Origin of the sequence: Nocardia nova (assembly GCF_002933465.1) — a bacterium.
Lineage (GTDB): Bacteria > Actinomycetota > Actinomycetes > Mycobacteriales > Mycobacteriaceae > Nocardia > Nocardia nova_B.
Map to the genome: position 1 here is coordinate 1 of NZ_PSZE01000044.1, position 12126 is coordinate 12126.

The window sequence follows — 12126 nt, forward strand, 5'->3', positions numbered from 1 at the left end:
CCACCCCTACGACCAGGAACAACAGTGGAAAAGCTGGGCAGACCAGCGGCTACCCCACGCCCGGGAACGGTTGTCTGCACGCCGCAGGCGCGCAGACAAACCCACAGACCCTGTCGGTGGATCGAGGCTAAGTCGCGCCCATCTCGCCGAACCGGACGCGACGACGCGGATTCGGCCGCATAATCGGCCCATGGCCGATGCCGACGACGTCCGGCGGATTGCGCTGGGACTACCCGATTCCACCGAAGCGCCGCATTTCGGCATGCCGTCGTTCCGCGTCCGCAAGGCGATCTTCGCGACGCTGCCCGACCCCGCGTACGCCCATGTGATGGCGAGTGAAGCCGCTATCCGGGAGGCAGTCGCGGAATATCCGGACTGCTGCGCGGAGAAGTGGTGGGGCCGGCGCCTGTCGGCGGTCCGCGTCGACCTCGGCGCCGTCGACACCGGCCTACTGAGCGAGTTGCTCACCGACGCCTGGCGACACAAGGCGCCGCGCACCCTGGTGCGCGCCTTCGACGCGGCTTCCGAATAGTCCGCATCGTCTGGTCCGCATCGTCGCCGAGCCGCTACCACGGGAGGAAATATGCTGTCGCTACAGGAGATTTCGGATCGGATCGAGATCGAGGATCTGATGGTCCGATACTCCCATGCCGTGGACACCCAGCAGTGGGATCTGCTCGACGACGTCTTCACCGCCGACGCGCAGATCGACTATTCGGCCATGGGCGGCGCCAGCGGTGGACTGCCCGAGATCAAGAAGTTCCTCGCCACGGTGATGCCGAACTTTCCCGCCTTCCAGCATCTGATCAGCAATTCCTCCATCACCGTCGACGGCGATACCGCCACCGGCCGCACCATGTGCCACAACCCGATGCTCCTCGGCGACGCGGAGGGCAAGCAGAGCCTCATGCTGTGCGGCCTGTGGTACCTGGATACCTTCACCCGCGTGGACGGCGCCTGGCGGATCGCGCGGCGGGTCGAGGAGAAGAGCTACATGTTCCTGGCCGCCACGCCCGGCTCCCAGTAAAGCGCCTCTAGAACCTGTTACAGTTCGCGCGTGCGGCTCGGCACTTCCCCACCGTTGCAGCGCTGTTCGCCGAATCACCGCTGGGCGCGGATTACCCGCAGGGCGGACGCATGATCGCCGATTTCACCGAGCACTGGCTGCTCTATTGGTCGATTCCGGCGATCGCCGCCTTCATCGGCTGGACCACCAAACTCGTCGCCGTCCAAATGCTGGCCGCCCACTGGAATTTCGCGGCATCCCACCCTGGTCAACGACAAGGCGCTGCTGGTGGAGATGGTGCGCCGGGTAGGCCATCACGAACTACGCTTCATCGTGCGCTCCGGCCTGTAGTTCGGCACCCTGCTGGGCGTCGTCCAGATGATCACCTGGGCCTTCACCCACTCCTCGTGGCTGATGCCGCTGTTCGGCGGATTCACCGGCCTGGTCACCGACTGGCTGACACTGCAGATGATCTTCCGGCCCGTGCGGCCGTGGTGATCGAGAAGACCCGCCGGCTCACCGACGACGAATATGAGGGGTTGCTGCGTCCGGCGTTCAAGCAGGTCGCGTGGAAACTGGTTGCCATCGGCGGTGTGCTCGGCTTCCTGGTGGGTGAATTGCAGGTGCACCTGCTGCTCAGCTGAGGCCGCATACGCGGCGCGCTGACCTGTGGATTCGCGGTTGCGCGGAGCCATCGGCTATTGTTTTCTCGCACCGCCGCGAGGCGGGATGCGGATGTAGCGCAGTTGGTAGCGCATCACCTTGCCAAGGTGAGGGTCGCGGGTTCGAATCCCGTCATCCGCTCCACGTAAGTACCGGACCGGTAGCGTCGAGCCGTCCTGCTCGCAGCCGGAGTCCACTTCCTCGAGCACTCCCTGTTGGTCGGCACGAGCGATCGAAAGTTCCGTCCGACAGGCTCCCAGCAGCGAGCAGTCGACCGAAGCCGGTCGGCGACCTCGATCCGTAAAATGCTGTGCGTTTCGCATTCGACTCCGCCGGGGCACTGGCTGCCCGGCCGGCGTCTCGGCGAGACCGCGATGTTGTTCATGGCACTCATTTCAGGAAGGGCGCATGTCCACCACTTCCGAATCCGCGCTGGACGATCTGTACGCGGCCATCGAGAAATCCGCGCGGCTGGCGAACGTCCCCTGCACTCCGGACGCTGTCCGGCCGGTCCTGAGCGCATACGGCACGATGCTCACGCAATCGGTGATCTCTTTCCGGGTGGTTACCCAAGCCCGTCGCTCGGGCGACCTCGACTATCGCTTTCTCACGCTGCCGAACGACATCGACCCGTATGACATCGCGCGTTCGAACGGGCTGATTCCGGCGACCGAGCATCCGATCGGGTCACTGCTGGACCAGGTCCGCGCGCAATTCCCCGTGGACAGCTACGGCATCGATGTCGGTGTCGTCGGCGGCTTCAAGAAGATCTGGCCGTTCTTTCCCGCGGACGGCGTGCAGAACGTGTCGGAACTCGCCGCACTCCCCTCCATGCCGGCCGGTCTCGCCGACCACGCCGATATGTTCGCCCGCCACGGCTTGGCGGACAAGGTCGGCCTGCTCGGCATCGACTACCACGACAAGACGATGAACGTGTACTTCCCCGGGCTTCCCGCCGACCACTTCGCACCCGATGCCATCGCGTCGCTGCATCGGGATGCCGGATTCCTAGAACCCAGCCCGGAATTCCTCTCGCTCACCGCGAAGGCATTCGACATATACGCCACGTTCGGCTGGGAATCGTCGCGGATCGAGCGCCTGTGCTTCCCGGTGATAACACCCGACCCGGCCGCCCTCCCCGTCCCCATCGACCCGCGCTTCCTGGAACTCGCCGACAAGGTCCCCTACGCTACGAACGACCGCCGATTCACCTATGCCGCCACCTCGTCGCCCGAGGGCGAATCCTACAAATTCAGCTGGTTCTACCAGTGGCAGCCCAGGATCCTGGACAAGATGAAGACATCCGATTCATAACCGTTCGCGGCGGGCACGATTGTGCGGGACCGGGCCCCGCAGCGGAAACCCGGCCCCGCGGTCGGCTACCGGGTGTGGGTCGGCAGCCGACGGTCCGATCCCCCTATGTGCGCCTGCCGCAGACGATATCGACAGCGCGCGCGAGGATGTCGAGTCCGTGATCCAACTCGGAATCCGTAATGATCAGCGGCGGAAGGAGTTTCACCACTTCGTCACAGGCGCCCGAGGTTTCCACCAGCAATCCCTCCTCGAAGGCGACCCGGCTCACCTTGCCCGCCTCGGAGGCGTCGTCGAAGACCAGGCCGTGCGCCAAACCGCGGCCCCGCGTGGACAATCCGCCCACCGCATCCGCCACCCGTGCCAATGCGGCGCGCACCCGCTCGCCGTGGGCCAGCGTGGAGAGTTCGAGCCGATCGTCACGCCAGTACTGCTCCAGCGCCACCCGCGCGGTGACGAACGCGGGATTGTTTCCGCGGAAGGTGCCGTTGTGCTCACCCGGCGCCCACTGGTCCAGCTCGCGTTTCATCAGCACCAGCGCCATCGGCAGGCCGTAGCCGCCGATCGACTTCGAGAGTGTGACGATATCCGGAGTGACGCCCGCGGTCTCGAAGGAGAAGAACGGGCCGGTCCGCCCGCAGCCCATCTGCACATCGTCGACGATCAGCAGAATTCCGCGCGCCGCGACCAATTCCGCGAGCCGGCGCAACCACTCGGCGCCGGCGATGTTCACCCCGCCCTCGCCCTGCACCGTCTCCACGATCACGGCCGCCGGTTTGTCCACCCCCGAGGACGTGTCGTCGAGCATCCGCTCGATCCACGCCAATTCGTCCGCACCGCCCAGGTAGCCGTCGTACGGCATCGGATGGACGTGCGGCAGCGGCACGCCGGCCCCCGCCCGCTTGGCGGCATTACCGGTCACGGCCAGTGCACCCAGCGTCATGCCGTGAAAGGCGTTGGTGAAGTTCACCACCGTGCTGCGTCCGGTGACCTTGCGGGCCAGCTTCAGCGCCGCCTCCACCGCGTTCGCCCCGGTCGGGCCGGGGAATCGAACCTTGTAGTCGAGCCCGCGCGGGACGAGGATCAGATCGCGCACCGCCTCGAGCAGGTCACGCTTGGCGACCGTCGACATATCCAGGCCGTGGATGAGCCCGTCGCGGGACAGATAGTCCAGCAGGGCCGCCTTCAGGATCGGATTGTTGTGCCCGTAGTTGAGCGCGCCGGCTCCGGCGAAGAAGTCGAGATATTCACGCCCCTGCTCATCACGGAGCCAGGCGCCGCGGGCGGTGTCGAAGACCGTCGGCCAGACCCGGCGGTATCCACGCACATCCGATTCCAGCGTTTCGAAAACCGTGGTCATAGGCGGTCCTCAGGGGTGGGAGCCACCGCGGCGACCCCAGTGTGAAACATGACTGTTTCTAACACTGCGATGGAGGTCGCGGCAAGGTTTTGCGCGAATCCGCACCGCCTCGGCATCGACCGGATCACCACCCCGGCGTGCCGCGACAGGCCGTAGCGGCGACGGTCCAGGGCCCGAGGGAGCCCGGCTACCGAGTGCGACGACCATACCGACCGCCCGGACTCCTCTGCTCCGTTCTGCGAAATCCGCTCGCCGAGTGGGCGACGACGTCGTATTCTGAACAACTTGTGCGCGCACTCTCGGGGGTCTATTCACGTCTGTTCGGAGCCGGCTTCCGGCGCCAGTGGAACTACCGGTCGGCCGTCTTCGCGGGCCTGGCCGCCAATATCGTCTTCGGCCTGATCCGCGCCGCGGTGATGATCGCGGCGGCGCGCTCCACGCCGGGCTTCGGCGGCTACACCGGTGCGTCGATCGGCGCCTACGTGTGGTTGTCACAGGCCATGCTGGGCGCCTTGCGAGTGATGGGACCGCCCCACGATATCGCCGAACGCGTTCGCACCGGCGATGTGGCGGTCGATCTGCAGCGCCCCATCGATATCCAATTCTTCTATCTGGCGACCGATCTCGGCGGATCGGCGTGCACGCTGGCGCTGCGCGGTCTGCCCTCGGTCGCCACCGGATTGATCACGGCACAGCTGGTGCTGCCCGGCTCCTTCGCACCGTATCTCCTCGGCGCGGTCAGTGTCGTTGCCGCCGTTACTCTTTCACTGCTGCTGTTGTTCTCGGTGAGCCTGCTCGGGTTCTGGCTGATCGAGACGCGCGGAATCCGGATGCTCTACCAGATCCTGTCCACGTTCCTCGCCGGTCTCTACGTACCCATCCACCTGTTTCCGGCACCGCTGGCCGCGGCCGCCGGGCTGACCCCGTTTCCCTGGCTGCTCCAGGGTCCGGTCGACGTGCTGTCCGGTCGGGCAACGGGTTCGGCGGCATGGGCGGTGATCGGCATGCAGGTGTTGTGGATCGTGATCGCGATCGGGATCGGCCGGACGCTGATCGCGGCGGGCCGGCGCAAACTGGAGGTGCAGGGTGGCTGAGCCCATACCGTACGGCAGCAGGCTCACACCCTATGTGGCCGTCCTGCGTTCGCGGATGCGCTCACAGCGCGCCTATCCGCTGTCGTTCGCCACCGACCTGTTCTCCTCCCTGCTGATCGGTGTGGTCGAATTCGCCGAGATGTGGCTGATCTACCACAACGTCACGGCCTTGGGCGGGCTGAACTCGACCCAGATGCTGCTGCTGTTCGGCCTGTCCAACCTGAGCTTCGCGCTCGCGCAGATCGCTGTCGGCCACACCGACACGCTGGCGACCTACATTCGGCTGGGCACCCTCGACGCCTTCCATCTGCGACCCCAGCCCCTGCTGCTCCAGCTGATCACCAGCGATGTGTCGCTGCGGCGTCTGTCGAGGGCCACCGTCGCGGCGGTGGTCCTTACCGCCGGTCTGATCGGCAATGATATCGATTGGAGCACAGCACATATCGTGCTCGCGGTGAGCAGCGTACTGAACGGGATCGCCATCTTCGCCGGACTGTTCGTTTGCGCAGCGGGCCTGCAATTTCACCTGGTGGACGGTTCGGAACTCACCAACAGCTTCACCTACGGCGGATCCTTCGCCGCCCAGCAACCGAGTTCGGTGTTCGCCGGACCGCTGCGGGCGCTGTTCGGATTCGCGATCCCGGTGTCGTTCGTCGCCTATCTGCCCACGATCGCCCTGCTCGGCCTGCCCGGCCCGCGGTGGCTGCCCGCCGAGCTCGTCTGGTTCGGACCGCTTGCGGCACTGTGGGTTTGGATAATGGCCTCGACGCTGTGGCGCATCGGGGTACGGCACTATCAGGGAGGGGGCGGATGAACACCGTCGAAGTATCGGATCTGACCAGACAATTCGTGCTCCGGCGCAGCGCGCGGGGCCGCCGCAGACGCGTGCGTGAGGTGCTGACCGCCGTGGATTCGATGAGTTTTCGCATCGAATCCGGTTCGGCGGTGGGCTATATCGGCGCCAACGGAGCCGGCAAATCCACCACGATCAAGATGCTCACCGGCATCCTCGTGCCGACCTCGGGCACGGTGCGCACCTGTGGGCTGGATCCGGTGCGCCGGCGGCGCGAACTGGCCGGCCGGATCGGCGTGGTGTTCGGACAGCGGTCACAGCTGTGGTGGGATCTGCCGCTGCGCGAATCGTTCACCATCCTGGCCGCGATCCATCGCCTGGAACCGGCCGCGGCCCGCCGCCGCACGGACGAACTCGTCGAACAGCTCGAGATGGCGCACACCCTCGACACCCCGGTCCGTCAGCTCTCCCTCGGCCAGCGGATGCGCGCCGAAATCGCCGCGGCGCTGCTGCATCGCCCGGAGCTGCTGATTCTCGACGAACCGACCATCGGCCTCGACGTGCTGTCCAAACAACGGCTGCGGGAGTTCCTGCGCCGGGAACGGGCGGACAGTGGCACCACCCTGCTGCTCACCACCCACGATATGGGCGATATCGAGCGCCTCTGTGAACGGGTGCTGGTGGTCGACCACGGCCGTCTCGCCTACGACGGCACGCTGCCGGGACTGGCGCGCACCGTCGGCGCGCGGCGCGTCCTGGTCGTCGATCTGGCCCGGCCCAGCGACGATCTCGCCGACCTCGCGGGGGCGACACTGCTGGCGGTCGAGGCCGACGGCATGCGGCAGCGGCTGGCGTTCGATCCCGAAATCACCACCGCCGCCCAGCTTCTCACCGCCATCTCGAACCGGGTCGAGGTGCGCGACCTGTCCATCGAGGAACCCGATATCGAGGATGTGGTGCGCCGCATCTACTCCGCCGGAGACGGCACTGCCCCGTCGCGGGCGCAGGCCGTCGACGCCCTGCCGGGCGATTGACCAGAACCCTCCCTGCTGGCCGGAACTCAATCGCCGCTGGCCGGTAGCTGAGTGGACGTAAGAGCCACTGTGCGGAGTCGCGCCGTAACGAAACGATTGCGGTGCCGATGAGAAATCGACTCTAGCGCTTGTCGTCTGGGTGATTGCTGTCCGCCGAGTACAAGCTGACCTCGCCACCCTCGCCGAGAAATGCGTTGACCAGCATGATCCGCTCGGCCTGCATGGCATCGGCGTCCGGTGCGGCCGTGGTGATCGAAATCTGCGGGATGGCAGCCCAGTTCACGACATAGCGCTCCGGCGGACCTGCCGCGCCGGAGACGTGCGCCAGGCGAAAGACCGAGACTGTGCGACGCTCCATCAGATCTCGCACCACCTCGGCGATTCGCTCGGGATCTTCCAGAGCGAACAGGAAGCCGAACGTCAACTCCGGCGAAGAGACATAGGCGGGCACAAATCATCAGGCTAGCCATCCGTGACCGGTCGCGCAGGCGCCGCGCCGCCGATGGTGGATCTTCGCGATCATGTGATCCCCGCGTAATGCGTATAACGATTGTCCGGCACCTTGGGGGGTTCCGCGCGTCAACCGTTGCATGCCAAGTCAGGACACGCTTTCCTGAATATGTCCCCGCATTCGGACACGTCTTTCGCATCGTCGCGGATATCCCGGTTCGTGCACCCGTGAGCAGTGCGACCGAACAGCCGGCGTCCGATTCCGCGGGACTACGCCGGAGCCGAGGGGAGCCCCTCCCCGAAAACCTCCTCGGCCCTGGCGTAACCAGATTCCGACCGCTGAGACGAGGGTGGGAGACGATGGCGATCGCATACGCCGGTGACAACGACGCGACCGGCGCACTTCCGCCGGTATCCGCACTGCTGCGCGCATTACGGTCCACGACGCCACCGCCCGGCGACCATCCGGTGCTCGAGGTGGCCCGGCAGTTGGTCCACTGCCACGAATTGCGCCGCCACGCCTACCTGGAGGCGCAGGCGCCGAAGGCGTCGAGCGCGCGCGTGGCCGGCGCCAGCCGCTTGGTCGACCACATCGATCGTGAACGCTCCCGGCTGGCAGAATGTATCGACGTCTGGGTGGCAGACAACATCGCGCACCGCGAAGGCGCCTCGCTGCACACCGAAACCCTGGGTGCGGTCATCGACCGGATGGCCGGAAAATGGGTCGCCGCTCATCATGCGCTCGGACTGCCCGCCTCGAACTATCCGACGGACGAGCTCCCCGCCTCCACACCGGACGGCGAGGCGCACCTGCACTGGGTGCGCCTCGCCGAACTGGCCGACGGCTACAAGGATCTGATCACCGATATCGCCGAGCACCGGCGTAGGCTGCCGGTGTTCTGACTCCGGTCAGTGCTTCGGATCGACGATTTCCGCATCGGCATCGATGACGGGCTGGGCCGCATTCACATTCGGCGCCGACTCGGGCTCGTCGATCAACACATCCGGTTCGTCGCGACCGGTGTTCACCCCGGCCGCCGCCTCCCGATCACGGTGCGCCGCAGCCGCGGCCTCCCGCATTTCGATGGCGTCGGTGATCCAATCACCGATTTCGCGCGTCACTTCCGAGACCGTGCCGGTAATGATCGTTGCGATATTGCCGACGTGTCGTGCCCCGGAGGATGTCAGCTCCTGGATCAGATCTTTGTTGCTCTCGAATTTTCCGATCATCTACCCGCCCACCTCGCTCGGCTCGACCTGCCGCTCTCGCATCACGATAACACCAGGCTGCGAGCCTTTCCCGACGATGGCCGGGGGAAGGGCGAGCTTGCAGATCTTGAGCCAGACCGAGCCGACCTGCTCGCTGAGCCGGCCGGTGTTGTAGGGCAGGCCGTACTTCTCGCACAGTGCGCGCACCTCGGGTGCGATCTCCGGATAGCGGTTGGCCGGCAGATCCGGGAACAGGTGGTGTTCGATCTGGTGGGACAGATTGCCCGACAGGATGTGGAACAGTTTGCTGCCGCTGATGTTGGCCGACCCGAGCATCTGCCGCACGTACCACTCGCCGCGCGTCTCGTTCTCGGTCTCCTCTTCGGTGAACGTCTGTACGCCCGACGGGAAGTGACCGCAGAAGATGATCGAGTACGCCCAGACGTTGCGCACCAGGTTGGCGGTCACGTTGCCGGCCAGCGTGGGGACGAACAGCGGACCGCTCAGCAGCGGGAAGACGATGTAGTCCTTGAGGACCTGCCGGCCCGCCTTGCGGATCTGTCCCTTGGCCAGGCGCTTGATATCCGCCCACTTCCGCTTGCCCTTGACGATGTTGTCGGCCTCGAGGTCGTGCAGCATCACGCCCCATTCGAACAACAGCATCAGTGCCAGCGCGTATACCGGGTTGCCCAGGTAGTACGGGTTCCACTGCTGGCCCTCGTCGATGCGCAGCACGCCGTAGCCGATGTCGCGGTCACGACCGTGGATGTTGGTGTAGGTGTGGTGCATGTAGTTGTGCGAATGCTTCCACTGATCGGCCGGGCACACCGTATCCCATTCGAACACACGGGAATTCAGGCCGGGTTCGCGCATCCAGTCCCACTGGCCGTGCATGACGTTGTGACCGATCTCCATATTGTCCAGAATCTTGGACAGGCTCAGCGCCGCCACCCCGGCCAGCCAGAACGGCGGCAGGAAGCCCAGGTACATCAGTCCGCGCCCGGCGATCTCGAACCCGCGCTGCGCCTTGATGATCGAGTAGATGTATTCGCGGTCGCGCTCCCCCAGATCAGCGGTGATGCGGTCGCGCAGCGCGTCCAGCTCCCGGCCGATCTCGGCGACCTGTTCCGGCGACAGGACCAGCGGTCCGTTCTCGGTTTCGGTGAGTATGGTCATGACGGTTCTCCCCTTTCAGATTTCGATGTCGACGTCGCCGACCGCCGCGCTGACGCACAGCTGGATCGGCTGGTCGGGATCGCTGTCCACTTCGCCACTGCGCAGATTGCGGGTGCAGCCGGACCGCTTGACCGCCGTGCAGGAGAAGCAGATACCCATCCGGCACCCGAACTCCGGCGTCAATCCCGCCGACTCGGCCTGTTCGAGCAGGCTCGCGCCGGTGTTCTCCGACTGCTTGCCGCTCACCGAGAAGGTGGTGACGCCCTCGACGTCGGTGGTGTCGGCCGGCGCGGCGGTGAGGACGAATTCCTCACTGTGCAGGCGGTCGTCGAGGCCCTCGGCCCGGTAGATGCGACGCACGGACTCCATCAGCGGCGGCGGGCCGCAGACGTAGGTCTGAGCGGTCGCGAAGAACGGCGCGACGCGCGACAGTTCGTCGTAGTCGAGGAACTTCGCGCCGGGCACGGTCGCGCAGCTCCACGGTGCGCCGTCCAGCCGCTCGGACCGGGCCAGTTCCGGATAACCCAGCACGATGTCGACGTTGTCGTGGTGGCGGGCGATATCGGCGAGCAGGTCCCGGTGCGGCACCTCCCGGGGTGAGCGGGCGTAGTGCAGGAACACCACGTCACCGCGGTACCCCTCGGCCACCAGCGTGGACAGCATCGACAGCACCGGCGTGATGCCGCTGCCACCGCTGATCAGCACCACCTTGTCCGGTCGCTGTTCCGGCAGCCGGAACACCCCGGACGCGGGCGCCAGGTCCACGACCATGCCCCGCTCGGCGTGCCGGTGCAGATACTGCGACACCAGCCCTTCCGGATGCGCCTTGACGGTCAGCGTGAGGGTGCGGCGCGGGCCGGCCTCGGCATCGATCGGCGAATAGCAGCGGGTGTGCTTCACTCCGTCGATCAGCACGCCGACCTGCACGAACTGACCGGCCTCATGCCCGGCCCACTGCCGGGTGGGCCGCAGCGTGAGGGTCACCGAGCCGGGCACCGACCGATCCACGCCGATGATCTCGGCCCGCATATCGCGCAGCGTCAGTGTCGGTCGCACCAACTCCAGGTACCGGTCGAGCGGGTGCGGCGAGGTCAGTGTCTGAACCAGATCGAGCAGTCCCACCATGCGGTTCTCCCCAGCCTTCGTCTAGTGATCATGCACACCCACTTCGGTGCACATCTGTACACTGAACTAGTGTGCCTGGCGGTACCGCAATAGTTCAACCTGCATCTGATGTGACCGATGCAACATCTGCATGAATGGACCAATCGTGAACGGATGTATGCTCAGCGAGATGAGCGAGCAGGCCGAGACCCGAGTCGAGCGCAAGGAGCGCACGCGGCGAGCGCTACTGGACGGCACCCTGACCCTGGCCGCCGAGCGCGGATTCGCGGCGCTGAGCCTGCGTGAGATCGCCCGCTCGGCCGGAATCGTGCCCACCGCCTTCTATCGCCACTTCGATTCCCTCGACGAATTGGGAACCACCCTGGTCGACGAGGGCGTGCGACAGTTGCGCCTCGCGCTGCGGCAATTGCGCCGCACCCCGGACGCACGCCTGGCCGAAACGGTGCGATTCGTCTTCGCCCAGATCGCCGGCCGCGAGGACCTCTATGGCTTCCTCATCCGCGAACGCCACGGCGGCGCACCGGCGCTACGCACCGCGATAGCCTCCGAAATGCAGTTGATCACAAGGGAATTGGTGGTCGACATGTCACGGATTCCGGCACTGGACGCATGGCCGACCGATGATCTGGAACTGGCCGCCGACCTGATCGTCTCCACCGTCGCCGACCATATCGCCGGCTTCGTCGCCGCCCCGCTGCGCGACCGCCCGCAACTCGTCGACCGCACCGTCGGCCAGGTACGGATGATCGCGCTCGGCATGGCCGCCTGGAAACCCCACACCACCTGAGCGCCCCACATACAGAAGGACGCCCCGCGGGCCTCGCGGCCGTGCGAGGCGCCCTTCCCGTATCCGAGATAGTGCAGAGCACCGCGGGTGATGATACAGAAATCGGCACGCCCTCACA

Annotated in this window: 14 protein-coding genes and 1 tRNA gene; 10 read left to right on the plus strand and 5 right to left on the minus strand. The window is 66.0% G+C overall.

Going from position 1 to position 12126, the window contains the following annotated elements; genetic code table 11:
- Nucleotides 1-190 precede the first annotated feature (190 nt).
- The 5 genes from C5E41_RS31090 to C5E41_RS31110 all read left to right on the plus strand — a co-directional run bounded on the left by C5E41_RS31090 (nucleotide 191) and on the right by C5E41_RS31110 (nucleotide 2983).
- Nucleotides 191-532 (plus strand): MmcQ/YjbR family DNA-binding protein, encoded by a 342-nt coding sequence (locus C5E41_RS31090; RefSeq protein ID WP_104379265.1) that lies wholly within the window; start codon nucleotides 191-193, stop codon nucleotides 530-532.
- 51 nt (nucleotides 533-583) lie between these two features.
- On the plus strand, nucleotides 584-1027 hold the full coding sequence (locus C5E41_RS31095; protein ID WP_104379266.1) for a nuclear transport factor 2 family protein: 444 nt from the start codon (nucleotides 584-586) through the stop codon (nucleotides 1025-1027).
- A gap of 470 nt (nucleotides 1028-1497) precedes the next feature.
- Complete coding sequence (locus C5E41_RS34620) at nucleotides 1498-1650, plus strand: hypothetical protein (RefSeq protein ID WP_219823295.1); 153 nt, start codon at nucleotides 1498-1500, stop codon at nucleotides 1648-1650.
- 87 nt (nucleotides 1651-1737) lie between these two features.
- A tRNA-Gly gene (locus tag C5E41_RS31105) sits at nucleotides 1738-1813 on the plus strand.
- Nucleotides 1814-2077: 264 nt separating this feature from the next.
- Entirely contained in the window at nucleotides 2078-2983 is a 906-nt protein-coding gene (locus C5E41_RS31110) for an aromatic prenyltransferase (RefSeq protein WP_104379267.1), read from the plus strand.
- A gap of 103 nt (nucleotides 2984-3086) precedes the next feature.
- Here C5E41_RS31110 and ectB read toward each other — a convergent pair whose 3' ends face one another.
- Entirely contained in the window at nucleotides 3087-4340 is a 1254-nt protein-coding gene (gene ectB, locus C5E41_RS31115; RefSeq protein ID WP_104379268.1) for a diaminobutyrate--2-oxoglutarate transaminase, read from the minus strand.
- Between the two features lie 287 nt (nucleotides 4341-4627).
- Here ectB and C5E41_RS31120 point away from each other — a divergent pair, with 287 nt between their 5' ends.
- Genes C5E41_RS31120 through C5E41_RS31130 form a run of 3 tightly spaced genes read left to right on the plus strand, consistent with a single transcriptional unit; the run spans nucleotide 4628 to nucleotide 7261 of the window.
- Nucleotides 4628-5434: an ABC transporter permease gene (locus tag C5E41_RS31120; RefSeq protein ID WP_258081378.1), complete on the plus strand. Its 807-nt coding sequence runs from the start codon at nucleotides 4628-4630 to the stop codon at nucleotides 5432-5434.
- Nucleotides 5427-6248 (plus strand): ABC transporter permease, encoded by an 822-nt coding sequence (locus C5E41_RS31125; protein WP_258081379.1) that lies wholly within the window; start codon nucleotides 5427-5429, stop codon nucleotides 6246-6248. The genes C5E41_RS31120 and C5E41_RS31125 overlap by 8 nt, the downstream gene beginning before the upstream one ends.
- Entirely contained in the window at nucleotides 6245-7261 is a 1017-nt protein-coding gene (locus C5E41_RS31130; protein WP_104379269.1) for an ABC transporter ATP-binding protein, read from the plus strand. Before C5E41_RS31125 ends, C5E41_RS31130 begins: the two co-directional genes overlap by 4 nt.
- 121 nt (nucleotides 7262-7382) lie before the next feature.
- Here C5E41_RS31130 and C5E41_RS31135 read toward each other — a convergent pair whose 3' ends face one another.
- Entirely contained in the window at nucleotides 7383-7712 is a 330-nt protein-coding gene (locus tag C5E41_RS31135) for a hypothetical protein (RefSeq protein ID WP_104379270.1), read from the minus strand.
- A gap of 359 nt (nucleotides 7713-8071) precedes the next feature.
- On the opposite strand from C5E41_RS31135, the gene C5E41_RS31140 reads away from it, so the two are divergent.
- Entirely contained in the window at nucleotides 8072-8614 is a 543-nt protein-coding gene (locus C5E41_RS31140) for a DUF4254 domain-containing protein (protein WP_104379271.1), read from the plus strand.
- 6 nt (nucleotides 8615-8620) lie between these two features.
- Here C5E41_RS31140 and C5E41_RS31145 read toward each other — a convergent pair whose 3' ends face one another.
- Genes C5E41_RS31145 through C5E41_RS31155 form a run of 3 tightly spaced genes read right to left on the minus strand, consistent with a single transcriptional unit; the run spans nucleotide 8621 to nucleotide 11221 of the window.
- Nucleotides 8621-8941, minus strand: a complete 321-nt coding sequence (locus tag C5E41_RS31145) for a hypothetical protein (RefSeq protein WP_104379272.1) — start codon at nucleotides 8939-8941, stop codon at nucleotides 8621-8623.
- Nucleotides 8942-10096 (minus strand): fatty acid desaturase family protein, encoded by a 1155-nt coding sequence (locus C5E41_RS31150; protein ID WP_104379273.1) that lies wholly within the window; start codon nucleotides 10094-10096, stop codon nucleotides 8942-8944. It lies immediately after the preceding gene.
- A gap of 15 nt (nucleotides 10097-10111) precedes the next feature.
- Nucleotides 10112-11221, minus strand: a complete 1110-nt coding sequence (locus tag C5E41_RS31155; RefSeq protein WP_104379274.1) for a ferredoxin reductase — start codon at nucleotides 11219-11221, stop codon at nucleotides 10112-10114.
- A gap of 169 nt (nucleotides 11222-11390) precedes the next feature.
- Between C5E41_RS31155 and C5E41_RS31160 the strand changes: the two genes are divergently transcribed.
- The gene (locus tag C5E41_RS31160; RefSeq protein WP_104379287.1) at nucleotides 11391-12008 is read left to right on the plus strand and encodes a TetR family transcriptional regulator; all 618 of its coding nucleotides are present in this window, start codon (nucleotides 11391-11393) and stop codon (nucleotides 12006-12008) included.
- Nucleotides 12009-12126: the final 118 nt, after the last annotated feature.

What these genes read in the sequence shown, in the direction of transcription:
- C5E41_RS31090 (WP_104379265.1), top strand. Translation starts at nt 191, where the DNA reads ATGGCCGATGCCGACGACGTCCGGCGGATTGCGCTGGGACTACCCGAT.
- C5E41_RS31095 (WP_104379266.1), top strand. Translation starts at nt 584, where the DNA reads ATGCTGTCGCTACAGGAGATTTCGGATCGGATCGAGATCGAGGATCTG.
- C5E41_RS31110 (WP_104379267.1), top strand. Translation starts at nt 2,078, where the DNA reads ATGTCCACCACTTCCGAATCCGCGCTGGACGATCTGTACGCGGCCATC.
- ectB (WP_104379268.1), bottom strand. Translation starts at nt 4,340, where the DNA reads ATGACCACGGTTTTCGAAACGCTGGAATCGGATGTGCGTGGATACCGC.
- C5E41_RS31130 (WP_104379269.1), top strand. Translation starts at nt 6,245, where the DNA reads ATGAACACCGTCGAAGTATCGGATCTGACCAGACAATTCGTGCTCCGG.
- C5E41_RS31140 (WP_104379271.1), top strand. Translation starts at nt 8,072, where the DNA reads ATGGCGATCGCATACGCCGGTGACAACGACGCGACCGGCGCACTTCCG.
- C5E41_RS31145 (WP_104379272.1), bottom strand. Translation starts at nt 8,941, where the DNA reads ATGATCGGAAAATTCGAGAGCAACAAAGATCTGATCCAGGAGCTGACA.
- C5E41_RS31150 (WP_104379273.1), bottom strand. Translation starts at nt 10,096, where the DNA reads ATGACCATACTCACCGAAACCGAGAACGGACCGCTGGTCCTGTCGCCG.
- C5E41_RS31155 (WP_104379274.1), bottom strand. Translation starts at nt 11,221, where the DNA reads ATGGTGGGACTGCTCGATCTGGTTCAGACACTGACCTCGCCGCACCCG.
- C5E41_RS31160 (WP_104379287.1), top strand. Translation starts at nt 11,391, where the DNA reads ATGAGCGAGCAGGCCGAGACCCGAGTCGAGCGCAAGGAGCGCACGCGG.